Source organism: Microbacterium sp. HD4P20 (genome assembly GCF_019449275.2).
In the GTDB taxonomy this organism is placed as follows: Bacteria; Actinomycetota; Actinomycetes; order Actinomycetales; family Microbacteriaceae; genus Microbacterium.
Window position 1 is genome coordinate 436,037 of record NZ_JAHZQZ020000012.1, and the last position, 23,172, is coordinate 459,208.

Here is a 23,172-nt window from a genome sequence, read left to right on the forward strand (position 1 = left end):
ACGCCCATCGTGATCGTCGACGCCCACGCGCATCTGCTTCCCAAGGACTATCCCGCCGATGCCCCGTCCTGCTTCCCCCACATGGAGCCCATCGACGGCTCGACCGACCGCCTGCTGGTCTTCGGCCAGATGCGGTTCCCCGCGAAGGAGGTGTTCTTCGAAGCCGAGCGCCGCGTCGAGGCGATGGATGCCTCCGACATCGACGCCGAGGTCGTCAGCCCCATGCCGCCCCTGCTGCGGTACGACCTCCCCGCAGTGGATGGGCTCTCGCTCGCGCGTCACGTCAACGACTTCGCGGCCGAGCTGAGCGCCCACGCGCCGGAACGCATCGTCGCGCTCGGCATGGTGCCGATGCAGGACCCTGATTCCGCAACCGCCGAGCTCGCGGCGATGAAGGAGCAGGGACTCGCCGGCGTCGAGATCGCCTCGAACATCATGGGCAGCTCGATCGGCGACGAGAAGTTCCTGCCGTTCTTCCAGGAGGCGCAGCGCCTGGACTTTCCGGTCTTCGTGCATGCCATGCCCTCGCCGATGGACCGGCTTCCGAAGTCGGCGATGGGGACGTATGTCGTCGGTATCGAGGGGATGTTCGCCGCGGCATCCCTCATCCTCGGCGGCACCGCGGCGGCGTGCCCCGACCTGCGCATCTCGTTCAGCCATGCGGCGGGGGGCCTTGCCATGATGCTGCCCCGCGCCAACTACTTCTGGGGCGGCTCATGGAACGAGGAGCCGCCCAATCCGGAGCGCGCCGTCATGCCCGACGACGGGCCCTCGCCGATGGAGTACGCGCGGCGGTTCTACTACGACGCGATGGTCTTCGACAGGCGCACCATCCGCTACCTCATCGACCTGCTGGGGGCGGACCGCCTGCTGGTGGGGTCCGACTTCCCGGCGATGCTCCGCGAAGAGCCGGGCGCGAAGACGCTGCGCGAGATGCAGCTGGACGACCAGGACTGGGCCGACATCAGCCACCGCAACGCCTTCCGCTGGCTCGGCCGGGACGATATCGGCGTCGAGCCCGTCGTCGCAGGTTCGGCGGCGGGCGCCGCGGCCGAGTGAGCCTTGGAGCGCCCCGACGCCACGCGCGCCGGGGCGCTTCGGCGTGCCCGGCGACAGGGCGCGCGCGGCCGTCTGTACCCCCGGCTCGGGGGTCCCTTTCGTCGGGTGGAAGTCGCATGGATCGCATCCACCCCGTCGGGAAGACTCCCACCAAGTCCGGTCCGCCCGAGGGCACAGCGGCCACGGCAGCCCAAGACTCCGGGCCGCATACCGGTCCACGACCAGGGAGCATCACATGAACAGAAGTGCGAAAGGCGCACGGTCAGCAGCGCGGCTGATCGGCGTGCTCGCCGTCGTCGCGAGCGTGAGCCTGTGGGCGACCGCCTGCGGCGCCGGCGGAGCCGATCCCGACAGTGGGTCGGTCGAGGGCGGCGAGCCGCAGGCCGGGGGCGACCTCACGGTTCTGGTGGACGCCGGCTTCGCCGGCGGGTGGGCCACCGGCCTCGACCCGGCCACCAGCAACACCACCGGAGCGAACCTGCCGCAGAACTCCGCCATCTTCGGCGGCCTGTTCACCCTCGAAGCCGACGAGGACGGCAGCAACGCCCGCATCGAGCCGAACCAGGCCGAGAGCTACGCGTGGAGCGAGGACGAGCTGACGCTCACCGTCACCCTGCGCGACGGCATCACGTTCTCGGACGGCACGCCGCTGGACGCCGAAGCAGTCGTGTGGAACTGGATCCGCGCCTTCAACTCGGGTAGTACCGGCGCACCCCGCATCGCCCTCGACGAGACGTTGCCGGCACCGCAGCTGAGCGAGGAGTTCATGGCGAGCCTGTGGGCGGCACTTCCCGCCGACGTCGACCGAGCGGCCGTCCAGCAGCAGCTGGGCGCGATCCGTGCGGTCGACGACCTCACGGTCGAGCTGCAGCTGGCGACGGTCGATGGATCGCTGGTGAACGGCTTCCCGACCTCGAGCCTGAATCTGATCGCGTCGCCCACCGCCTACGCCGAGCTCGGGGCCGAGGCCTTCAAGCAGACGCCGATCGCCGCCGGCCCGTTCGTCATCGAGAGCAACAAGCTGAGCGAACGACTCGAGCTGACCAAGAACCCCGAGTACTTCAAGGACGGCCTGCCGTACCTGGACGCGCTCACCTTCCAGTCCGTGGCCGGCGACCAGGTGGCATACCAGACACTTCTGGCGGGGCAGGGAGACGTGGTCGAAGGGCTGAGCGCCGTCACCCTCATCCAGCAGGCGCAGGGCAACCCCGACGTCAACGTCCTGCTCTCGCCGCCGACCTCGCCGTACGTCATCCAGCTCAACACCAGAGCGGCCCCGTTCGACGACAAGCGTGCGCGTGAGGCGATCTACTACGCGACGGACTTCGCCGCGATCAACAAGGGCCTTTTCCAGGACGAGGGCGACATGAGTCAGTCCTTCACCGCCTCGGGCGGGCTCTTCTACAACCCGGACGTCGAGGGCTACCGCGAGTACGACCCTGAGAAAGCCAAGGAGCTCGTCGACGAGATGGGCGGGCTGACGGTGCAGCTGGGCACGACGGACATCGTGACCGCCCGCTCGGTGACCACCGCCCTGCAGACCCAGTGGCAGGAGGCGGGCATCGACGTGGAGATCAGCTCCGAGCCGCTGGGCGACGTCATCACCCGCTTCATCGCCGGCGAGTGGCAGGCGCTGCTACAGACGGCCGGCGCGTGGGATCCCTCAGTCGGCATCGGGGTGGCGGTGCGGTTCGGGTCGACCTCGCCGTTCAGTGGCACGCCGCTGCCCGAAGGTGCGGCGACGGCGACGGATGCCCTCGCGCAGGGTCTCACTACCGAGCTCGACGACCTGCTGCAGGCGGCGGTGGCTACCACCGACGAGGCCGAGCGCAAGGAAGCCTACGACGCCGTCGCGAAGTACATCTCGGATGAGGCCTACGCTCCGTTCGGCATGGCCTTCTCACCCGCCCAGGTCGTGCGCAAGGGCGTGCACGGACCCGGCCTGACCACCCCGATCCCCGCGCTCGCGGTCAACAGCGGCGTGCTGTACGACCGCGTGTGGGTCGAGGGCGGCCAATGACAGCGACCGTCGAGACGACGTCCATCCGCGCCGAGAAGCCCCGCGGGCTTCTCGGCCGGATGGCCGGCTCGCCGCTGGTGCGGCTGGTGGTGCGGCGGGTGCTCATCGCGATCCCGCTCCTGCTGGCGGTCAGTGTGCTCACCTTCGCACTGATGGAGGCGATGCCCGGCGACCCCGCCCGCAACATGGCCGGGATGGATGCGACCGAGGCCGAGGTCGAAGCCGTCCGTCAGCAGCTGGGACTGGACCGGCCGCCCGTCGAGCGCTATCTGACCTGGCTGGGCGGATTCGTCACCGGCGACCTGGGCCGCTCGACGGTGAGCGGGCAGACGGTGGCCTCGATGCTCGACGAGCGGATGCCGGTGACGGTCGAGCTCGTGGCATTCGCTTTCGTCCTCTCGCTCGCGATCTCGGTGCCCGTCGCCCTCATGGCGGCACGTCGGCCCGGGGGGATCTTCGACCGCGTCGTGATGGTGATCTCGATGACGCTGCTCGCCGTGCCCAACTACGTCATGGCGCTCCTGCTCGTGCTGGTCTTCGCCGTGAGCCTGCGGGCGCTCCCGGCGATCGGCTACGTCCCCATCCAAGAGGACCTCCTGGGCAATCTGCGCTCGGTGACGCTGCCCGTGCTCGCCCTGGGGCTGCCGATCGCATGCTTCTACGCTCGCTTCCTACGCGGAGATCTCGTCGAGCAGATGAACTCGGCCGACTACGTCGAGACGGCACGGGCGAAGGGCGTCGGCCCGTGGAAAGTGCTGTGGTCGCACGCGTTCCGCAACTCGTCATTCGGGCTGCTCACGCTCGTGGGCCTCAACGTCGGCGGCCTCATCGGCGGGACTGTCATCATCGAGCAGATCTTCTCGATGCCGGGCCTGGGCGTCATGATGCTGCAGGGCGTCGGCTCGCAGGACATCGCCGTCGTGCAGGCCTGCGTGTTCATCTTCGCGGCGGTCGCCGTGTTCGCCAACCTGTTCGTCGACGTGATGTACGCCGTACTCGACCCGAGGATCCGCTATGGCAGTCGCTGACGCGGCGACCACCGCCGCCGCTCTCACTCCGATCGACGTCGTCGACCGGAACATCGTCTGGGCTCGATGGCGCCGCCGGCTGATGGTGTGGCTGCCGGCGGGATTCGTGGCGATGCTGCTGCTGACCTGCTTCCTCGGCCCGTACGTGCTGCCGCTGCCGGCCCCCGTGGGCGGCAGCGTGCTCGAGAGCAGCCTTCCGCCGGGCTCACCCGGCCATCCGCTCGGCACCGACATCAACGGCAACGACGTCCTGTCGAGGCTGATCTACGGCGGGCGGGCTTCGCTCACGGTCGCGATCGCGACGAACGTCATCGGCCTCCTGATCGGCGGGCTCGTCGGGGCGCTCTCGGGATACCTCGGCGGTCGAGCCGACACCTGGATCATGCGGGGGCTCGACGTGCTCATCGCCTTCCCCTCGCTCGTGCTGACGATCGCGATCGCGCAGGTGCTCGGGCCGAGCCTTCCCAATACGGTGCTGGCCCTGCTGGCGTTCAGCATCCCCGCTGTCGCCCGCATCGCGCGATCCGCGACGCTCCGCGTGGTGAACATGCCGTTCGTGCAGGCGGCGAGCCTCAGCGGCAGCCCATGGTGGCGCATCCTGCTGCGCCACATCGCGCCCAACATCACGCCGCAGATGCTCAACTTCGCGCTGCTGGGCATGGGCATCGTGATCGTCACCGAGGGTGCGCTGAGCTTCCTCGGGATGGGCATCCCGGCGCCCAGTCCCAGCTGGGGGAACATGATCTACGAGGGCCAGCAGTCGCTCTCGGCGACGCCGCTGCTGGTGCTGTGGCCGAGCCTCGCACTGCTGGTGACCGTGCTGGCGTTCAATCTCCTCGGAGAGAACGTCCGAGACGAGATGAGCGGGCGATGAAGCTGGCAGAGCGAACGGATGACGGCACCACGGCGACGGCCGACGAACGTGGCGTGGTCCTCGAGGTCGACGATCTACGGGTCACCTTCTCCCGCGCCGGCCGTCGCATCCACGCGGTCAACGGACTGTCGTACCGGCTGCAGGCCGGACGCATGCTCGCGATCATCGGCGAATCGGGCTCGGGCAAGTCGGTGAGCGTGCGGGCTCTCATGGGCCTGCTGCCGCCGAGCGCCTTCGTCGCCGGCTCCGCCCGGCTCGCCGGCACCGAGCTGGTGGGCATGGGCGAGAAAGAGATGCGGCGCATTCGGGGCGACGAGATCGCGATGGTGTTCCAGGACCCGGCGCGCTCGCTGAATCCGACGATGAGCGTCGGCGGGCAGATCACCGAGGCGATCCGCACGAAGAGCCCGCTCGACCGCAAGGCGGCGGCCGCCCGGGCCGTCGAGCTGCTCAAACTGGTGCGGCTGCCTGCCGCCGAGCGGCGCTACCACGAGTACCCGCACCAGCTGTCGGGCGGCATGAGGCAGCGCGTGATGATCGCCATCGCGCTGGCGTCCAACCCGAAGGTGCTGATCGCCGACGAGGCGACCACCGCCCTGGATGTCACCACGCAGGCGCAGATCATGGAGCTGCTGGTCGACCTGCAGGATCGGCTGGGCACCGCCGTCATCATGATCAGCCACGATCTCGGCCTCGCGGCGAGCTACGCCGACGAAGTGCTCGTGATGTACGGCGGGCGGGCGGTGGAGTATGCCGCGACCGACACGCTGTTCCGCAACGTGCGGATGCCGTACACCAAGGCGCTGCTGGGGGCGATCCCGCAGCTGACAACGCCTCCGCATTCGATGCTCACCGTGATCGGCGGGCACCCGCCCGACCTGTCGGCGCTGCCGCCGGGCTGCGCGTTCGCGCCCCGGTGCCCGCGCGCGACGGCGCGGTGCGCGGACCGGCCCCCGTTGGACGAGCACGAGCCGGGGCATCGGTATGCGTGCTGGCATCCCGTGATGCCCGGCGTGCAACTCGAAACGCCCGCCGACGGTGTGCCGGCCGAGGACGCCGAACTGGACGACGCCGAGCAGCTGCGCACCGAGGGCCACATCGCCCCGCCGCCGACCCTGCTCACGGCAGGGGTCATCCCCAGCGAAGACCGCGTTCCGACCGCGAGGGAGCAGGCATGAGCGCCGCACAGACCGCGACCCCCGAGACCGCGATCGCGACGCCCCAGTCAGGCGATGTGCTGCTGTCGGTGCGCCACCTCGTCCAGGAGTACATCAGCCGAGGGCCGGGCGGTGTCAAGGCGGGCGTGGTGCACGCCGTGTCCGACATCTCGTTCGAGCTCGGCGTCGGACAGACACTGGGGATCGTGGGCGAGACGGGGTCGGGCAAGTCGACACTCGCCCGCGCGATCATCCAGGTCGAGAAGCCGAAGTCGGGAGAGGTGTACTTCCGAGGCCGAGACATCGTCGGCATCGGCAAGCGCGACCTGCGCCGCGCGCACGCGCAGATCCAGATGGTCTATCAGGACCCGTTCGGATCGCTCAATCCCCGCTGGCGTGTGGAGGACGTCGTGGCCGAGCCGCTCCTCGGGCACACCTCGATGTCACGCGAGGCGCGCCGCGCCCGCGTGCGCGAGCTGCTCGACCTGGTGGGACTCGAACCCGACGTCTACCTGAGAAGGCGACCGCTCGAGCTCTCCGGCGGCCAGGCGCAGCGTGTCGCGATCGCCCGCGCCATCGCTCTCAATCCCGCCCTCATCATCTGCGACGAGGCGATCTCGTCGCTGGACGTGCTGATCCAGGCGCAGGTGCTCAATCTCTTCGAGAAGCTGCGGGCAGAGCTGGGGCTGTCGTACCTGTTCATCGCGCATGATCTTGCGACCGTCCGCCAGATCAGCGACCAGGTGGCGGTCATGCATCTCGGCCAGCTCGCCGAGATCGGCCCCGCCGATGCGGTCTACCAGGCTCCGCGGCATCCTTACACCAAGGCGCTGCTCGACTCGATACCCGGCCTCGATCCCGAGACCGGCATCGCCCGCCGGCCGGTGCCGCTCACCGGCGAGCCGCCGTCGCCGCTCGCGCCGCCGAGCGGCTGCCGCTTCCGCACGCGGTGTCCGCGGGCACAGGAGCGGTGCGCAGCCGAGGCTCCGGCTCTCATCGAGCACGATCCCGGGCACTTCGCGGCGTGCCATTTCCCGCTCGAGGCGCCCGTGGTCTCGTCCGAAGAAGCGCTGCGCTCGACGATCCGCCGCACGCCGCGCGCCGAGTCCGACGCCGTGGCGGCGCCGGTCGCCACGCGCTGAACGAGAGAGGAGAGGGGATGCCGCGGCATCCCCTCTCCTCTCTTGCGCTGTCAGTGCGGCGCGCTGCCGGCGAGCTCTCGCTCCGACACGGCGGCTGCGCTCGCGCTGTCGCCTGTCACGTCGCCCAGGCGCCGACGGAAGTCCGGCGGGATCCACAGATCCTCGCGCCGCAGCTCGTGCACGCTCGATCGCCCCAGCCCGTAGAGCGCCGAGTCCAGGCCGGAGCGGAGGATGTCCAGGACGTTCTCGACGCCCGCCTGCCCGTTGGCTGCGAGCCCCCACAGGTAGGCGCGCCCGATCAGCACCGCCTTCGCGCCCAGCGCGAGTGCTTTCGCGACGTCGCCGCCACGACGGATGCCGCCGTCCAGCAGCACCTCGACCTGCGAGCCCACGGCGTCCACGATGTCGGGAAGCAGCCGGATCGACGCCGGCGTCGAATCGAGGTTGTTGCCCCCGTGGTTCGAGACCGAGATCGCGCTCATGCCGACGTCCACCGCGCGCCGTGCGTCGTCCAGCCGGGTGATGCCCTTGAGCATCATCGGACCGGCCCACTGCGCCCGCAGCCATGCCAGGTCATCCCAGGTCGGCGGGGGAGTGCCCATCCACTCGCCGTACGCGCCGAAGAAGGTCGGCGCGGGCTCGTCGCCGACGACGAGGTTCGGCGCGGAGAGGTCGGGGATGCCCTGTCGCACGAAGCGGTACGCCCAGCCGGGCCGGGTGATCGCCGCCGGCACGTACTCCACCATCGTCTTCAGTGTGATGCGCTCGGGGATCCGCGGGCTTCCCCAGTCGCGACCGTTGGAGAACGACCAGTCGAGCGTCACGATGATCGCTCGCGCGCCGGCCGCCCGTGCCCGCTCGAGCCGCGCGGCGATGGTGTCGCGGCTGCCCTGCCAGTACACCTGGTAGTGCAGTGGCGCACCGGCCGCGGCCACCTCTTCGACGGGCTTGCTCGCGAACGAGCTGAGCGACATCGCGATGCCGCGGGCGGCGGCCGCGCGTGCCACGGCGACCTCGCCGTCGGGGTGCACCGCCTGTACGCCGGTCGGGCTGATGATCACCGGGAAAGAGAGGTCGGTCCCGAGCACCGTCGTCGACAGATCGCGCTCGGCGGGCAGATCGGCCACGTGCGGCGACATCCCGAGCTCGCTGAAGGCGGCCATGTTGTCGGCGTAGGTGACGCCCTTCTCGGATCCCGCGAGCAATGCGCCGTAGACCGACGCCGGCAGTCGCCTCTTCGCTCGCCGCTGGGCCTCTGCCACGGTCTCGAACCAGGCGTTCCTGGCCATGTCAGCCCCGCTCTCGTCTTGCGAAGCCCGCGACCGGACTCGTGTTGCACGCCGACACCGGCGGTGCGGCCGGACGGGTGCGCTCGAGGGTGAGCGGCACGGCACGCGAACCGGTCGCGCGCACGCCGGTGTTGCGCGGACGAGGTGGTGAGGTGCGGTGCGAGCGGTCCACGCTCGGCTTGGGCCGCGCGTGCTCGGCCTGCGCCAGCGCATCCTCCCCGAAGCCGCGCACGCACTCCGGGTCGGGTCCGTCCAGAGGCAGGCCCGTGAAGAACTTGGCCGCCATGCACCCGCCTTTGCACGTGTCGAAGAACTGGCAGCTCGAGCACGCTCCGCCCGACTGGGGTGCGCGCAGCCGTGCGAACAGCTCGGACTCGCGCCAGACCTCGCCGAAGCCGCCCGTGCGGATCGAGCCCGCAAGGAACTCCTCGTGAATCGCGAACGGGCAGGCGTAGACATCCCCGATCGGGTCGATGAGGCACACCACGCGTCCCGCGCCGCACAGGTTCAGGCCCGGCAGCGTTTCGCCCAGCGCCGAGAGGTGGAAGAAGGAGTCGCCGGTGAGGACGTTCTCGCCATGGCGCAGCAGCCAGTCGTACAGTTCGCGCTGCTGATCCTGGGTGGGGTGCAGTTCGTTCCACACGTCGGCCCCGCGGCCGGCCGGCCGCAGTCGCGTCAGGCGCAGCTGCGCGCCGAATCGGTCGGCGATCTGTTTGAATTCGTCGAGCTGCGGGATGTTGGTGCGCGTGCATACGACCGACAGCTTGAGGCGTGTCATCCCCGCCGACGACAGCCGCTCGAGCGCGCGCATCGCGAGATCGAACGATCCCGGTCCGCGGATCGCGTCGTTCACCTCCGCCGTCGCGCCGTCGAGCGAGATCTGGATGTCGACGTAGTCGTTCAGGGCGAGCCTGGCCGCGATCTCTTCGGTGATGCGCACGCCGTTCGTCGAGAACTTGACCCCGACGTCGTGGCTCGTGGCGTAGTCGACGATCTCCCAGAAGTCCGAGCGGACCGTCGGCTCGCCGCCACCGATGTTGACGTAGAAAACCTTCATGCGCTGGAGCTCGTCGATGACGGCTTTGCACTCGTCGGTGGTCAGTTCGCGCGGATCGCGCCTGCCCGAGGCGGAGAGGCAGTGCACGCACGACAGGTTGCACGCATAGGTCAGCTCCCAGGTGAGGCAGATCGGCGAGTTCAAGCCCGTCTCGAAATGGTCGACGAGGCGTTTGGGGCGGGCCGGCGGCGTGAGGCGCCGGGGCCCCTCGGGCGTCGGCGCCGGGGCGATGAGGGTCATGCGGCACTCTCCACGAGCATCTCGGAAGCACGCAGAGTGTCGAGTGCGCGCAGGTAGGCGGGGAACTGGGCGTCGGGGATGCCGGCGGCAGCCAGCGCCTCGCCGACCGTCGCGTCGTCGATGCCCTCGACGACTGCCAGCAGCTGAGGTGACTTCAGAAACGACAGCTGCCGTGTGCCGAAGTGGTACAGCAGGGCGCCGAACGGCTCCGGCCGGATCGACACGCGAGGGTGCACGCGCAGCGTGCTGTGAAGCGTCAGGTCGGACATCGGCGCCTCAGTAGACGCCGCACATGCCGTCGATCGAGACTTCTTCGACCAGCGACTCGGACTCGATCTCGGTGGCCTCGGGGGCGACGGATGCCGTGGATGCGGTGGTGCGGTCCATCGGGTTACTTCCTCTCTGAAGCGGCGACACCGCGTCTTCGCGGCGTGGGGAGATATTACTGGCATCCAGTGCCATTTAGAAGAGTCGCGCTCGACAAGCCTCACTCCGCCGCGTCGAAGCGCCGCAGCCCGGGTCGCGCGTCCAGAACCTGCGCGAGTTCGGGCACAGCGCCATCCGCCGCGCGCCAATTCCGGTACGCCTGCTCGTCGTCGGCGCTGCGCCACCGTTCGTACAGCGTCCACGCGCACGGGTCGTCGCGGTCGACGAGCCAGTCGATGCGCTCCGCGCCGGGGAACGCGCGCGTCTGGTCGAGCAGCGGCCCGAACAGCTCGCGAGCGCGGTCGACGCGGTGCGCGGCGATGTGGAAGTCGACGATGGCGATGAGGTGCATGGGTTCTCCGAGCGATCGGTGCGGCGCGCTGCGTGGATCGCGGCCACGCTATCGAGAGGGCATGACCGACGGCGGCCCATTCCGTGGGGCGGAAGTCTTTGTCGCTGCCGATCGGCGCGCGTTATCGTCGCTCACGTACGGTTCCGGCCGGCGCGACGGTGCGCCGGCGCGCGGGAGAGGCTCGGGGTGCATGACGGAGACGGCCACGGGTGATGCCTCCCGCGACGGGCGGCTCACCGCCGCCGGGCGGGTGCTGGCGGTCCTGGAGGTCTTCCGCACCAGGCCGTCCCCGCTGCGCATGGCCGAGATCAGCCGGCATGCCGGGCTGAGCACGACCACCACCCACCGCCTGATCCACGAGCTGCTGGACTGGGGTGCGGTCGAGGTCGCCGAGACGGGCGGGTATCAGCTGAGTACCAAGGTGCTCGAACTCGCGGCCGCGTCGGGCGACGCCCTCCGCCTGCGCGAGCGCGCGCTGCCGGCGCTCCTGCGCCTGCACCGCATGCTTCGCGTTCTCGTCGTGCACCTGTCGATCCGTGACGGCTTCGACACCGTCTACGTCGAGTCGCTGCGCAGTGCGCACGGCGGAGTGAGCACCAACCGCATCGGCGGACGGATGCCACTGCACCTGACCGCGACCGGACGCGTCCTGCTCGCCTACGCTGACGACGACGTCCAGGCGGGTTTCCTCGCGCAGCCGCTCGAGGCGCGCACGCGTTTCACCACGACTGACCCCGACGAGCTGCGACGCGGATTCGCGGGCATCCGCGAACAGCAGGCAGCCATGACCGCCCGGCAGGTGACCGAGAACACCGGCGCGGTCGCCGCCCCGGTGTTCGACCACCAGGAGCGTGTCGTCGCGGCGGTGGGCATCGTGCTGAATCTGAAGGACCATCACCTCGAGGACTATCTCGAGCTGGTGCGCGCTGCCGCGTCACAGGTCACCGGTTCGCTCGCGCCTCCGGCATCCGACTGAAAGGCGCTCGCAGTGCGGCGAAGGCGATCCGAACCACCGTTCCATGGTGCGGAAGTGGGGCCCCCGCGCGCCGCGCGTCCGCGGATAGTGGGGATGCGCGGCGCTGGCTTCGGCGTCGTGCGCCGCTCGCTCGAGGAGGTTCCCCACCGATGACGACTCCCACCGTCGCCCCCGCAGAGGTGCTGTTCGACCCCGCGGTCGACACGCTGCCGTGGGATCGGCTCCAGCAGGCGCAGCTGGACGCGTTCACCGATCTGTTGGCTCGCCTGCGGACTCACGACGTCTGGCGCGCGCGTCTGCGCGACGCGCCGGCGTCCGTCAGCGCACTGACGGACCTCTCCGACGTGCGGATGACCACGAAGGAGGACCTGCGCGCAGCCCAGGCCGAGCAGAGGCCGGGCCGGCCACTCGGCGATTTTCAGTTGGTCGAGACCGACCGGCTGATCCAGTTCACGAGCTCGTCGGGCACGACCGGCACTCCGGTGTTCTTCGGGCTCACACCGAACGACCTCGAACGCTGGACGTCGCGCATCGCGAACGCGTATCGAACCGCCGGCGTCGCGGCGGGTTCGCGTGTCGCGCACACGACGGGGATGGCGATCGTCGCGGGGGGCATGCCGTACGCCGACGGCATCCGCGGTGCCGGCGGTGCTCTGGCGTGGATCGGCGGCCAGACCAGTTCGCGCATGGCGCTGTCGCTGGAGCGGCTGCAGCTGAACGTCCTCGTCGGCACGGCGTCGTTCGTGACCCACTTCGCCCGGCGCTGCGAGGACGAGCTCGGACGCCCGGCGACCGAGCTGTCGGTCCGCACGATCATCGCGGGCGGCGAACCCGGTGCCGGGGTCCCCCACATCCGCCAGGGCATGCTGGACGCGTGGGGCGCCACGCGGGTGAGCGAGCTCATGGGCCTGGGCGACGTTCTTCCGGCCATGTGGGCCGAGTGCCATGTCGGCCAGGGGATGCACTTCACCGCGGCGCCCGACGTCCTCGTCGAGCTCGTCGATCCTGAGACGCTCGTCCACGTACCGTGGGAGCCCGGCGCGACGGGCGAGGCGGTCTACACGACACTCTCGCGCGAGGCGTCCGCCGTCGTGCGATTCCGCTCGCGCGACCAGCTGACCGTCACGGCCGTCGAGTGCGCGTGCGGACGCACATCGCCGACGGTGCGGTGCGTGGGCCGCACCGACGACATGCTCATCTACAAGGCCATGAACGTCTACCCGACGGCCATCAGAGACGTCGTGCTGGACGTCGCGTCCGAGCACCTCTCCGGCGCCATGCGCATCCGCAAGGAGCGGGCGGATCAGGTGCGCTTCGACGCGCCGATCCCGGTGCAGGTCGAGTTGCGCGAAGACGCCGACGCGGTGCGCGCGGCCGAGACCCTCGCCGCCGCCGAAGAGGCCGTCCGTCAGCTGCTGCGGGTCCGCGTCGCGATCGAGCACGTGCCGATCGGCGTGATCCCGGTGGGGGAGTACAAGAACGCCCTGACCTACGTCGACGGGGAGTGACGACCTGTGCGCGCCGGTCGTCGGATGAGGAGGATGCCATGAGCTCATCGATCGCCGCTGACGTGCGTGCGGACTCGATCTACGTCGGCGGCGAGTGGATTCCGTCCACCGCCGCGGATCGGCTAGACGTGCGGAACCCCTTCGACCTCAGTCTCGTCGGCAGCGTCCCTGACGGGTCGGCGGCCGACATCGACGCCGCGGTGCGGGCCGCACGCGCGGCGTTCGACCACGGGCCGTGGCCGCGCCTGAGCCCCGCCGAGCGAGCGACGTGGCTGGAGCTGCTCGCCGACGAGCTCGAGAGACGAGGCGCCGAGACGGCGGCGACGGTCACCGCCCAGAACGGTCAGCCGATCGGGATGTCCCGTGTGCTGAGCGGGATGGTGCCCGCGACCCACCTGCGTTACTACGCCGATCAGGTGCGCCGGTTCGAGGCGGAAGAGATTCGCGAGAACGTCTCGTTCCCCGGCAGCACGGTCGTGCGGCACGAACCGGTGGGCGTGTGCGGGCTCATCGTGCCGTGGAACTACCCGCAGTCGCTGCTCTCGGCGAAGCTCGCCCCCGCCCTGGCGGTCGGCTGCACCGTCGTTGTGAAGCCCGCCGGTGAGACCCCGCTGGATGCACGGGCCGTGGCCGATGCGGCCGACGCCATCGGCATGCCGCCGGGCGTCATCAACATCGTGACGGGCGGGCGCGACACGGGTCGTGCCCTCGTCGAGCAACCGGGCGTCGACAAGATCGCCTTCACCGGGTCGACCGCCGCCGGCAGGGCGATCGCCGCCCGCTGCGGCGAACGGCTCATCCCCGTCACGCTCGAGCTGGGCGGCAAATCGGCGGCGGTCGTGCTCGACGACGCCGATGCCGCGCACACCCTCGCACAGCTGCAGAGCCTGTCGTTCATGAACAGCGGCCAGACGTGCTTCCTCCTCTCACGCGTGCTCGTGCCCCGCGCTCGGCTGGCGGAGTTCACCGAGGGCCTCGCGGAGGTCGCGCGCGGACTCGTGCTGGGCAACCCGCTCGATGAGGCCACGCAGCAGGGACCGCTGGTCTCGGAGCGGATCCGCTCGCGCGTGCGCTCACTCGTCGACGCGGGAGCGGCCGCAGGTGCCCGGATCGTGACCGGCGGGCGCGATGCGCCCGGCCTCGAGGGCTACTTCTACGAGCCGACGGTCGTCACAGGCGTCGACCCGCGCGACCCGCTCGCGCAGGAGGAGGTCTTCGGGCCTGTCGTGACCGTCTCGGGTTACGACTCCGACCAGGAGGCGGTCGATCTGGCCAACGACACCGTCTATGGCCTGGGCGGCGCCGTGTTCAGCGGCGACGACGAGCGGGCGCTCGCGATCGCGCGGCGGATCGAGACCGGGACGATCGGCATCAATGGCTACCGGCCCGACATCGGCTCGCCTTTCGGCGGCTATCGGGCGTCCGGGCTCGGCAGGGAGCACGGCCCCGAGGCGCTCACGAACTACGTGAAGATCAAGGCCGTCTACCGCTGACGGGCCGTCAGGAGAACAGGCGCTGCAGGCGCTGGACGCCCTCGAGCAGGGCGTCGTCGCCGAGGGCGTAAGACAGGCGCAGATAACCCGACGGGCCGAAAGCCTCGCCGGGCACGACGGCCACCTCGGCCTTCTCGAGGATGAGGTCGGCGAGCTCGAGCGACGTCGTCGGCGTGACCCCCGCCCATTCCCTGCCGAGCAGGCCCCGCACGTCGGGGTAGGCGTAGAACGCGCCGAGCGGGGTCGGCACGGCGACGCCGTCGATCTTCGCCAGTTCGTCCACGATCACGCGGCGACGGCGGTCGAAGGCCTGCCGCATCTGTTGGACCTCATCCTGCGGGCCGGTGAGGGCGGCCACCGCCGCGCGCTGTGCGATGTTGTTGACGTTCGAGCACAGGTGCGACTGCAGGTTGCCGGCGATCTTGATCGCGTCCTTCGGGCCGACCATCCAGCCCAGGCGCCACCCGGTCATGGCGTAGGTCTTCGCGACGCCGTTCACGAGGATGGTCTGGGCCGCGGCATCCGGCACCGCCTCCACGATCGAGACGGCACGCGTGCCCTCGTAGACGAGGTTCTGGTAGATCTCGTCCGAAATGATCCAGATGCCGTGCGCGAGCGCCCACTCGCCGATCGCGCGCGTCTCTTCAGCGGTGTACACCGAGCCGGTGGGGTTCGACGGCGACACGAACACGAGCGCGGTCGTCTTGTCGGTGCGCGCCGCCTCGAGCTGGTCGACGGTCACCTTGTAGTCCTGGTCGGCCCCGGCGAACACCTCGACGGGGATGCCGTCGGCCAGCGCGATCGCCTCGGGATAGGTCGTCCAGTACGGCGCCGGCAGCAGCACCTCGTCGCCCGGGTTCACGACCGTCTGAAAGGCCTGGTAGACGGCCTGCTTGCCGCCGTTGGTGACGATGATCTGCGACGGGTCGACCTCGAGGCCCGAGTCGCGGAGGGTCTTGGCCGCGATCGCCTCACGCAGCACGGGCAGGCCGGCGGCGGGCGTGTAGCGGAAGTTCGCGGGATCGCGCAGAGCCGCGGCGGCCGCATCGACGATGAACGACGGCGTCGCGAAGTCGGGCTCGCCCGCCGCATACGAGATGACGGGACGGCCGGCGGCCTGCAGGCCCTTGGCCTTGGCGTCGACCTTCAGGGTCGCCGACTCCGCGATAGCGGACAATTTGCGAGAGAGCGGTGCGCGTTCGGTCACGCCTTCGAGCGTAGTCCGGGTGTGTCGTGCGGCGAGCATGCCGATCCGAAGCGGGTGGTACCAGTCCGGGAGCAAGGCCGGTCCACGCCGCCCTCCACCGAATGGGGGATGCCGCCTCCTGCGGACGACGGCTGCCCGCGGCGCTTCCCGGGCAGGACGCTGGAATCATGCAGAATTCAGCGGTGCAGGTGCGGAACCTGCGGAAGACCTACGATGGCCGGGCCGTCGTTGACGACGTGAGCTTCGACATCGCGCGCGGCGAGACGTTTGCCCTCCTCGGGCCGAACGGTGCAGGCAAATCGACGACCGTCGAGATTCTCGAGGGGTACCGCCGTCGCAGCGGCGGAGAGGTGAGCGTGCTCGGGGTGGACCCCGCTCTCGGCGGACTCGACTGGAAGGCGCGCCTCGGCATCGTGCTCCAGACGTGTGGTCAGAGCGGATTGCTCACGGTTCGCGAGAACCTTCGGCAGTTCGCGGGCTTCTATCCGAACCCGCGCGACGTCGACGAGGTGATCGCCGCCGTGGGACTGGAGGCGCAGGCCAAGACGCGCACATCGAAGCTGTCGGGCGGTCAGCAGCGTCGTGTCGATGTCGCGATGGGCATCATCGGCCGACCGGACCTGCTGTTCCTCGACGAACCCACGACCGGCTTCGATCCCGAGGCGCGTCGAGAGTTCTGGGAACTTATCCGCGGCCTCAAAGCGGAGGGCACGACCATCCTGCTCACGACTCACTACCTCGACGAAGCGGCGCAGCTCGCTGACCGCGTGGCGGTGATCGCCGCGGGCCGGCTACGGGCGGTCGGGCCGGTCGAGACGTTCGGCGGACCGGCGGCCCGGGTGCCGCTGATCCGGTGGCACGAGAACGGCGTGCTGCGCGAGCAGCGCACCGATGCGCCCCTCGCCTTCGTGGGCGAGCTCGGCGCGCGGCTCGGGCACGAGCCCGAGGGGCTCGAGATCGTCCGGCCCAGCCTCGAAGACATCTATTTGGAACTGGTAGCGACCGCATCGGGCACGGCAGCCCAGGCAAAGGAGACAGTGCGATGAGTACGACAGCGATCCGGTTGCCTGGGATGCTCTCGACCGGTCTGTGGCGGGCGCAGTTCGAGGTCAAACAGTACTTCCGGTCGGGCGACACGCTCTTCTTCACGTTCCTGTTCCCGGTATTCATGCTGGGCCTGTTCAGCGTCGCGTTCGGCGCGGAAGGCGACGTGCAGATGGCGCCCGGCGTCCCCGCCCTGTCGATGGCGCAGCTCTACCTGCCGGGGATGATGGCCGCCGGGCTCCTGCTCTCGGGCTTTCAGAATCTCGCGATGGACATCGCAATGGAGCGAGCGGACGGGACCCTCAAGCGACTGGGGGGATCGCCGCTCTCCCCGGTGAGCTACTTCCTCGGCAAGATCGGGCAGGTGCTCGTCACCGGCGTGCTTCAGGCGGCGGTGCTGCTCGCGGTCGCCGGGATCGCGCTCGGCGTGCCCCTGCCCACCGAGCCGACGCAGTGGCTGACCTTCGCGGGGGTCTTCGTGTTCGGCATCGCGACGTCGGCATTGCTCGGCATCGCTCTGTCGTCGGTGCCGCGGACGGCCAAGAGCGCGACCGCGGTGGTCATCCCGATCGGGCTGGTCCTGCAGTTCATCTCGGGCGTGTACCTCATGTTCTGGCAACTGCCGGAGTGGCTGCAGAACATCGCGTCGCTCTTCCCGCTGAAGTGGATGGCGCAGGGCATGCGCGCGGTGTTCCTCCCCGATGCGTACGCGGCGCTGGAGCAGGGCGGGGAGTGGAATCTGGCGGGTGTGGCAGCGGCCCTCGGGATCTGGCTCGTCGTGGGTCTGATCATCTCGCTCCTCACCTTCCGGTGGATCCGCCGCAGCGCGTAGCCTCACCGAAGGGACAGGAGACGAATGCTCCAGAAGCGCTGGTGGGATGTCGCGGTCGTCGCCGGGTCGGCGGCGACCGCCGCCGCGATCGCGTTCGGACTCGTCCCGGTGGACGAGGTGGAACGGATCATCGCCTATGCGGCGATCGCCGGGTTCGTCCTCGCCTACCTGTTCATCGCTCGCCCGACGATCGGCGTCGCGGCCTCTCGCGCCAGATTCTCCTGGTTCCTGGCTGTCCTCGCCGTCATCCTCGCCGTCGGCGTCGCGGCATCCGGGTTTCTCGCCATCCTGCAGGCGCTCGCCTATCCGATGGCGTGGGTCCTGGGTGATTCGCGGCGTCGCGGCATCATCGGATCCGCGGTGATCGCCGCCGCGGTCCTGATCGGCAACATGATCGGCGGCGGATTCAGCGTCGGAGCGATCCTCGCAGGGCTGGCGACGACCGGATTCTCCTTCGTCTTCGCGTCGGCGCTCGGCCTGTGGATCACAGGCATCGCGGAGTACGGCGACGAGCGGGCCCGCCTGCTCGACGAACTGACGGCCGCGCAGTCGGAGGTACGCGCTCTGGGCCACGAGCGCGGCGCCTCAGAGGAGCGCGAGCGGCTGGCGCGTGACATCCACGACACGCTCGCGCAGAGTCTTGCTGCCCTCGTGATCCTCGCGGAGCGCGCTGCGCGCCTGTCCCGGGAGGGCGCCGCGGATGCGGCGGCCGAGACGATGTCGACCGTCGAACAGGTGGCTCGGGACGCGCTCGCCGAGGCCCGCGCGCTCGTCGCCCGCACCGCAGCGGTGCCCGCCGGGGCGGCCCTCGGCGCCTCGATCGAACGGCTGGCCGAGCGCTTCCGGGCCCAGATAGGAGCAGCCATCGACGTCACCGTCGACGGCGCGGCCGAGATGCTCGACCGCGACCGGCAGGTGGTTCTTCTGCGGTGCCTGCAGGAGGCGCTGTCGAACGTCGGGCGGCACGCCCAGGCGACGGTCGTCGCTGTGACCGTGCACGGCGACGACGCGGTCGCGACGCTGGAGGTCGCAGACGACGGGCGCGGGTTCGATCCCGCCGACATGAGGACGGGGTTCGGTATCGACGGCATGGGAGATCGCGTCGCGCTTGCCGGCGGCGAACTGGAGGTCCGGTCCGCCCCCGGCTCGGGCACCACCGTCAGGGTGCGTCTGCCGCTCCACACGGCGGACACCCGGCGGCCGATCGAGGACTTCCGCACTGAGGCACCGTCGTGATCCGGTTGCTCATCGTGGACGATCATCCCGTCGTGCGCGCCGGCCTTGCCGGGCTGCTGTCGGACGAACCGGGGTTCGAGGTGGTGGCCGAGGCATCCGACGGCGAACAGGCGGTGCGATTGGCGACGGCGACGCGTCCGGACGTCGTGCTCATGGACCTGCGCATGCCGGGCGTGGACGGAGTGGCGGCCACGGCCCGGATCGCCGGCGGCGAGGCGGGGGACCCGCCGCCCCGCGTGCTGATCCTCACCACGTACGAGTCCGACGACCAGATCCTCGCCGCGATCGAGGCAGGAGCCTCGGGGTACCTCCTCAAGGCGGCTCCGCGGGCCGAGATCGTCGCGGGCATCCGCTCGGTCGCCGCCGGGCAGTCCGCGCTGTCACCGCAGGTCGCGGTGCGGCTCGTGGAGCGGATGCGGCGGCCCGAGGCATCCGTCGTGCTCACTCCCCGCGAGACCGAGGTGCTTCGCCTCGTCGCCACCGGCCACAGCAACAAGCAGATCGCGGTCGCCCTCGGGATCGGCGAGTCCACGGTCAAGACGCACCTGCTGAAGGTGTTCGACAAGCTCGGCGTCGCCGACCGCACGCGCGCCGTGACCCTCGCGATGGAACGCGGCCTGCTGAAGTGACATGACGGATGCCCCGGACCATCGGTCCGAGGCATCCGTCATCGGTGCGTCCGCTGATGGGGGCGACTCAGCCGAACTGGTTCATCGTGTTGTGCTTGCCGCCGGCCTTGAGGGCCGCGTCGCCGGCGAAGTACTCCTTGTGGTTGTCGCCGATGTCGCTGCCGGCCATGTTCTGGTGCTTGACCGTGGCGATTCCCCCGCGGATCTCGCGGCGCTGGACGCCCTTGACGTAGGCGAGCATGCCCGCGTCGCCGAAGTAGCCCTTGGCGAGATCATCGGTCGACAGAGCCGCCGTGTGGTACGTCGGCAGGGTGATGAGGTGATGGAAGATGCCCGCGCGAGCCGAACCGTCACGCTGGAACGAGCGGATCTTCTCGTCCGCCAGCCGCGCCAGTTCGGTGTCGTCGTAGTCGACGCTCATCAGGTCGCTGCGGTCGTACGCCGAGACATCCGCGCCCTGCTCCACGAGCAGGTCGTAGGCCTGCTGGCGGAAGTTGAGGGTCCAGTTGAACGAGGGGCTGTTGTTGTAGACCAGCTTCGCGTTCGGGACGACCTCGCGGATGCGGTCGACCATGCCGGCGATCTGCTCGACGTGCGGCTTCTCGGTCTCGATCCACAGCAGGTCGGCCCCGTTCTGCAGCGAGGTGATGCAGTCGAGCACGACGCGATCCTCGCCGGTGCCCGGCCGGAACTGGTACAGGTTGCTGGCCAGGCGCTTCGGGCGCAGCAGCTTGCCCTCGCGGCGGATGATCACGTCGCCGTCGTTCAGTTCGGCCTCGGAGATCTCCTCGACGTCGAGGAACGCGTTGTACTGGTCGCCCAGGTCACCCGGTTCGCTCGAGACCGCGAGCTTCTGCGTGAGTCCGGCGCCGAGCGAGTCGGTGCGGGCGACGATGATGCCGTTGTCGATGCCGAGCTCCAGGAATGCGTAGCGGACCGCGTTGATCTTGGCGAGGAAGTCCTCGTGCGGGACCGTGACCTTGCCGTCCTGGTGACCGCACTGCTTCTCGTCCGAGACCTGGTTCTCGATCTGGATCGCGCAGGCGCCCGCCTCGATCATCTTCTTGGCGAGGAGGTACGTGGCTTCGGGGTTTCCGAAACCGGCGTCGATGTCGGCGATGATCGGCACGACGTGGGTCTCGTAGTTGTCGATCTGGGACTGGATGAACTCGACCGCCGTGTCGTCCTCGGCGGCACGCGCCTGGTCGAGCTGGGTGAAGAGCAGGTCCAGCTCACGGGTGTCCGCCTGACGGAGGAAGGTGTAGAGCTCGGTGATGAGAGCGGGCACCGAGGTCTTCTCGTGCATCGACTGGTCGGGGAGGGGACCGAACTCCGAGCGGAGCGCGGCGACCATCCACCCCGACAGGTAGAGGTAGCGCTTCTCGGTGCTCTTGAAGTGCTTCTTGATCGAGATCAGCTTCTGCTGCCCGATGAAGCCGTGCCACACGCCGAGTGACTGGGTGTAGACCGATGAGTCGGCGTCGTACTCCGCCATGTCGCGGCGCATGATGTCAGCCGTGTACTGGGCGATCTCCAGTCCCGTCCGGAACCGGTTCTGCGCCCGCATGCGGGCAGCGGATTCGGGATTGATCCCAGCCCAGCTGGCGCCGTGCTCTTCTTTGAGAGTTCGGATGGCTTCGATGTCGTCTTGGTACGCAGTCATTGTTGGTGTCCTTGCGGTGAGGGGTTTCGTGTCCCGAATATTGGGCTTCGTGTCCCGATTTCCGCCGAAAGAGCGATCTCATACGGCGGAAATCGGGACACGGATGACGCGCTACTCGATCTCGACGAGGAAGCGCGAGTAGGCGGGCAGTGTCAGGAACGCAGGGAAGTCGTTGCCCAGCGCCACCTCGCGGAACACCGCGGCGGCGTCGTCGAAGCGGTCGCCGTCGCGGCGGTCCACCTCGCCCAGCACCTGCGCGATCAGTCCTTCGATGTACTCGCGGGTGATGGGGGTTCCGTCCTCCGTGGTGCGGTCCTGGTGGATCCACTGCCACACCTGCGACCGTGAGATCTCGGCCGTGGCGGCATCCTCCATGAGGTTGTCGATGGCGACGGCGCCCAAGCCGCGCAGCCACGCCTCGATGTAACGGATCCCCACCGACACGTTGCCGTGCACTCCGGCCGCCGTGATCGGCCGGCCGATGTGCACGTCGATGAGGTCGGCGGCCCCCACCTCGACCTCGGGGCGCTGCCGGTCGAGCTGGTTCGGATGCTCGCCGAGCACCGCATCGAACTCGGCGCGTGCTACCGGGATGAGGTCGGGGTGCGCCACCCACGTGCCGTCGAATCCGTCGCCGGCTTCGCGCTTCTTGTCGGCGGCGACCTTCTCGAACGCCCGCTGCGTCACCTCGGGGTCGCGGCGGTTCGGGATGAAGGCGCTCATGCCGCCGATCGCGAAAGCCCCGCGCTTGTGGCACGTCTTCACGAGCAGCTCGGTGTACGCGCGCATGAACGGCACCGTCATCGTCACTTCGCTGCGGTCGGGCAGCACGAAGCGCGCGCCGCGCCCGCGGTAGTTCTTGATGATCGAGAAGATGTAGTCCCAGCGCCCGGCGTTCAGGCCGGCGCAGTGATCCCGCAGCTCGAACAGGATCTCTTCCATCTCGAAGGCCGCCGGCAGCGTCTCGATGAGGACCGTGGCGCGGATGGTGCCGTGCGGGATCCCGATGTAGCGCTCACTGAACGTGAAGACGTCGTCCCACAGCTTCGCCTCTTCGCTCGACTCGAGCTTGGCGATGTAGAAGTACGGCCCGCGCCCGTTCGCGATCAGCTGCTGCGCGTTGTGGAAGAAGTACAGGCCGAAGTCCACGAGTGAGCCCGACGCGGCCATCGTGCGGCCGGTGCGGTCGGTGAAGCTCAGATGCTGCTCGGGCAGGTGCCACCCGCGCGGCCGCATCACGATCGTCGGCGTCTCGGTCGCCGTGACCTCGTATCGCTTGCCGTCGGCACTGGTGAACTCCAGCTCGCCGCGGATCGCGTCGCGCAGGCTCAGCTGGCCCTCGATGACGTTCTCCCAGGTGGGGCTGGTGGCGTCCTCCTGGTCGGCCAGCCACACCTTGGCGCCCGAGTTCAGCGCGTTGATCGTCATCTTGGGGTCGGTCGGCCCCGTGATCTCGACACGGCGGTCCTCGAGGCCCGGGCCGGCACCGGCGACCTTCCACTCGGCGTCGTCGCGGATGTGGCGCGTGTCGTCGCGGAACTGCGGATCGTGGCCGTTGCCGATCTCGAACCGGCGGCGCATGCGGTCGGCGAGACGGTCGTGGCGACGGGCGCCGAAGCGGTGGTGCAGCTCGGTGAGAAACGCGAGCGCCTCGGGGGTGAGGATCTCGCCGTACCGAGGGCCGAGGCGCCCCGAGACCTCGATCGACGGCTCGTGGGTCTGCGTCGGGATGGGACCGGTGCGTGTGCGCATCGGGGTGGCGGTTGCAGGTGTCATTTCTCTGTCTTCCTATGACCAGTGCTGGAGAGTCGGGGGATGCCGCGTCCCCGGCGTGTGCGCCGGATCGAGGTGTCCCGTGATCCGCGTTCTGGATCAATCGGCGGTTCGTCGTGGTTCCACTATCCGGTGAAGATTCGTCCCGATCCCGACAGATGCCGGTG

21 protein-coding genes are annotated in these 23,172 nt (G+C 69.6%); 13 read left to right on the plus strand and 8 right to left on the minus strand.

The window, feature by feature from the left end; all coding sequences use genetic code 11:
* Positions 1–9: 9 nt before the first annotated feature.
* The 6 genes from K0817_RS07050 (at position 10) to K0817_RS07075 (ending at position 7,280) form a co-directional block, all read left to right on the plus strand.
* Complete coding sequence (locus K0817_RS07050) at positions 10–1,059, plus strand: amidohydrolase family protein (RefSeq protein WP_219980659.1); 1,050 nt, start codon at positions 10–12, stop codon at positions 1,057–1,059.
* A gap of 235 nt (positions 1,060–1,294) precedes the next feature.
* Positions 1,295–3,079 carry an ABC transporter substrate-binding protein gene (locus tag K0817_RS07055; protein WP_219980660.1) on the plus strand — a complete coding sequence of 595 codons (1,785 nt, stop codon included), beginning with the start codon at positions 1,295–1,297 and terminating at the stop codon, positions 3,077–3,079.
* Entirely contained in the window at positions 3,076–4,107 is a 1,032-nt protein-coding gene (locus K0817_RS07060) for an ABC transporter permease (RefSeq protein ID WP_219980661.1), read from the plus strand. The genes K0817_RS07055 and K0817_RS07060 overlap by 4 nt, the downstream gene beginning before the upstream one ends.
* Positions 4,094–4,981 carry an ABC transporter permease gene (locus K0817_RS07065; RefSeq protein WP_219980662.1) on the plus strand — a complete coding sequence of 296 codons (888 nt, stop codon included), beginning with the start codon at positions 4,094–4,096 and terminating at the stop codon, positions 4,979–4,981. Before K0817_RS07060 ends, K0817_RS07065 begins: the two co-directional genes overlap by 14 nt.
* Positions 4,978–6,159: an ABC transporter ATP-binding protein gene (locus K0817_RS07070; RefSeq protein ID WP_219980663.1), complete on the plus strand. Its 1,182-nt coding sequence runs from the start codon at positions 4,978–4,980 to the stop codon at positions 6,157–6,159. Before K0817_RS07065 ends, K0817_RS07070 begins: the two co-directional genes overlap by 4 nt.
* Positions 6,156–7,280, plus strand: a complete 1,125-nt coding sequence (locus K0817_RS07075; RefSeq protein ID WP_219980664.1) for an ABC transporter ATP-binding protein — start codon at positions 6,156–6,158, stop codon at positions 7,278–7,280. The genes K0817_RS07070 and K0817_RS07075 overlap by 4 nt, the downstream gene beginning before the upstream one ends.
* Positions 7,281–7,330: 50 nt before the next feature.
* Here the strand turns inward: K0817_RS07075 and mftD are convergent, their stop codons facing one another.
* The 5 genes from mftD to K0817_RS07100 form a co-directional block, all read right to left on the minus strand.
* Entirely contained in the window at positions 7,331–8,569 is a 1,239-nt protein-coding gene (gene mftD / locus K0817_RS07080; protein WP_219980665.1) for a pre-mycofactocin synthase MftD, read from the minus strand.
* A gap of 1 nt (position 8,570) precedes the next feature.
* Positions 8,571–9,866, minus strand: a complete 1,296-nt coding sequence (gene mftC, locus K0817_RS07085; RefSeq protein ID WP_219980666.1) for a mycofactocin radical SAM maturase — start codon at positions 9,864–9,866, stop codon at positions 8,571–8,573.
* Positions 9,863–10,135 carry a mycofactocin biosynthesis chaperone MftB gene (mftB, locus tag K0817_RS07090; protein ID WP_219980667.1) on the minus strand — a complete coding sequence of 91 codons (273 nt, stop codon included), beginning with the start codon at positions 10,133–10,135 and terminating at the stop codon, positions 9,863–9,865. The genes mftC and mftB overlap by 4 nt, the downstream gene beginning before the upstream one ends.
* A gap of 7 nt (positions 10,136–10,142) precedes the next feature.
* Positions 10,143–10,253, minus strand: coding sequence for a mycofactocin precursor MftA (gene mftA / locus K0817_RS07095; protein ID WP_219980668.1), 111 nt, complete (start codon positions 10,251–10,253; stop codon positions 10,143–10,145).
* 100 nt (positions 10,254–10,353) lie between these two features.
* Complete coding sequence (locus tag K0817_RS07100) at positions 10,354–10,644, minus strand: putative quinol monooxygenase (protein ID WP_219980669.1); 291 nt, start codon at positions 10,642–10,644, stop codon at positions 10,354–10,356.
* A 190-nt stretch (positions 10,645–10,834) separates the two neighbouring features.
* Between K0817_RS07100 and K0817_RS07105 the strand changes: the two genes are divergently transcribed.
* The 3 genes from K0817_RS07105 to K0817_RS07115 all read left to right on the plus strand — a co-directional run bounded on the left by K0817_RS07105 (position 10,835) and on the right by K0817_RS07115 (position 14,621).
* Complete coding sequence (locus tag K0817_RS07105; protein WP_219980670.1) at positions 10,835–11,620, plus strand: IclR family transcriptional regulator; 786 nt, start codon at positions 10,835–10,837, stop codon at positions 11,618–11,620.
* A 149-nt stretch (positions 11,621–11,769) separates the two neighbouring features.
* A complete protein-coding gene (locus tag K0817_RS07110; RefSeq protein ID WP_219980671.1) occupies positions 11,770–13,128 on the plus strand; it encodes a phenylacetate--CoA ligase family protein in 1,359 nt (452 codons plus the stop codon).
* 38 nt (positions 13,129–13,166) lie between these two features.
* Positions 13,167–14,621, plus strand: a complete 1,455-nt coding sequence (locus K0817_RS07115) for an aldehyde dehydrogenase (protein WP_219980672.1) — start codon at positions 13,167–13,169, stop codon at positions 14,619–14,621.
* A 7-nt stretch (positions 14,622–14,628) separates the two neighbouring features.
* Here the strand turns inward: K0817_RS07115 and K0817_RS07120 are convergent, their stop codons facing one another.
* Positions 14,629–15,828: a pyridoxal phosphate-dependent aminotransferase gene (locus tag K0817_RS07120; RefSeq protein ID WP_219980673.1), complete on the minus strand. Its 1,200-nt coding sequence runs from the start codon at positions 15,826–15,828 to the stop codon at positions 14,629–14,631.
* 167 nt (positions 15,829–15,995) lie between these two features.
* On the opposite strand from K0817_RS07120, the gene K0817_RS07125 reads away from it, so the two are divergent.
* Genes K0817_RS07125 through K0817_RS07140 form a run of 4 tightly spaced genes read left to right on the plus strand, consistent with a single transcriptional unit; the run spans position 15,996 to position 19,569 of the window.
* Positions 15,996–16,874, plus strand: a complete 879-nt coding sequence (locus K0817_RS07125; RefSeq protein ID WP_219980928.1) for an ABC transporter ATP-binding protein — start codon at positions 15,996–15,998, stop codon at positions 16,872–16,874.
* Positions 16,871–17,704 (plus strand): ABC transporter permease, encoded by an 834-nt coding sequence (locus K0817_RS07130; protein WP_219980674.1) that lies wholly within the window; start codon positions 16,871–16,873, stop codon positions 17,702–17,704. Before K0817_RS07125 ends, K0817_RS07130 begins: the two co-directional genes overlap by 4 nt.
* Positions 17,705–17,728: 24 nt before the next feature.
* Positions 17,729–18,940, plus strand: a complete 1,212-nt coding sequence (locus K0817_RS07135) for a sensor histidine kinase (protein WP_219980675.1) — start codon at positions 17,729–17,731, stop codon at positions 18,938–18,940.
* A complete protein-coding gene (locus K0817_RS07140; protein ID WP_219980676.1) occupies positions 18,937–19,569 on the plus strand; it encodes a response regulator transcription factor in 633 nt (210 codons plus the stop codon). Before K0817_RS07135 ends, K0817_RS07140 begins: the two co-directional genes overlap by 4 nt.
* Before the next feature lie 67 nt (positions 19,570–19,636).
* Here the strand turns inward: K0817_RS07140 and K0817_RS07145 are convergent, their stop codons facing one another.
* Together K0817_RS07145 and aceB are read right to left on the minus strand one after the other, a co-directional pair.
* On the minus strand, positions 19,637–21,232 hold the full coding sequence (locus K0817_RS07145; protein WP_219980677.1) for an isocitrate lyase: 1,596 nt from the start codon (positions 21,230–21,232) through the stop codon (positions 19,637–19,639).
* Between the two features lie 111 nt (positions 21,233–21,343).
* On the minus strand, positions 21,344–22,984 hold the full coding sequence (aceB, locus tag K0817_RS07150) for a malate synthase A (RefSeq protein ID WP_219980929.1): 1,641 nt from the start codon (positions 22,982–22,984) through the stop codon (positions 21,344–21,346).
* Positions 22,985–23,172 lie beyond the last annotated feature (188 nt).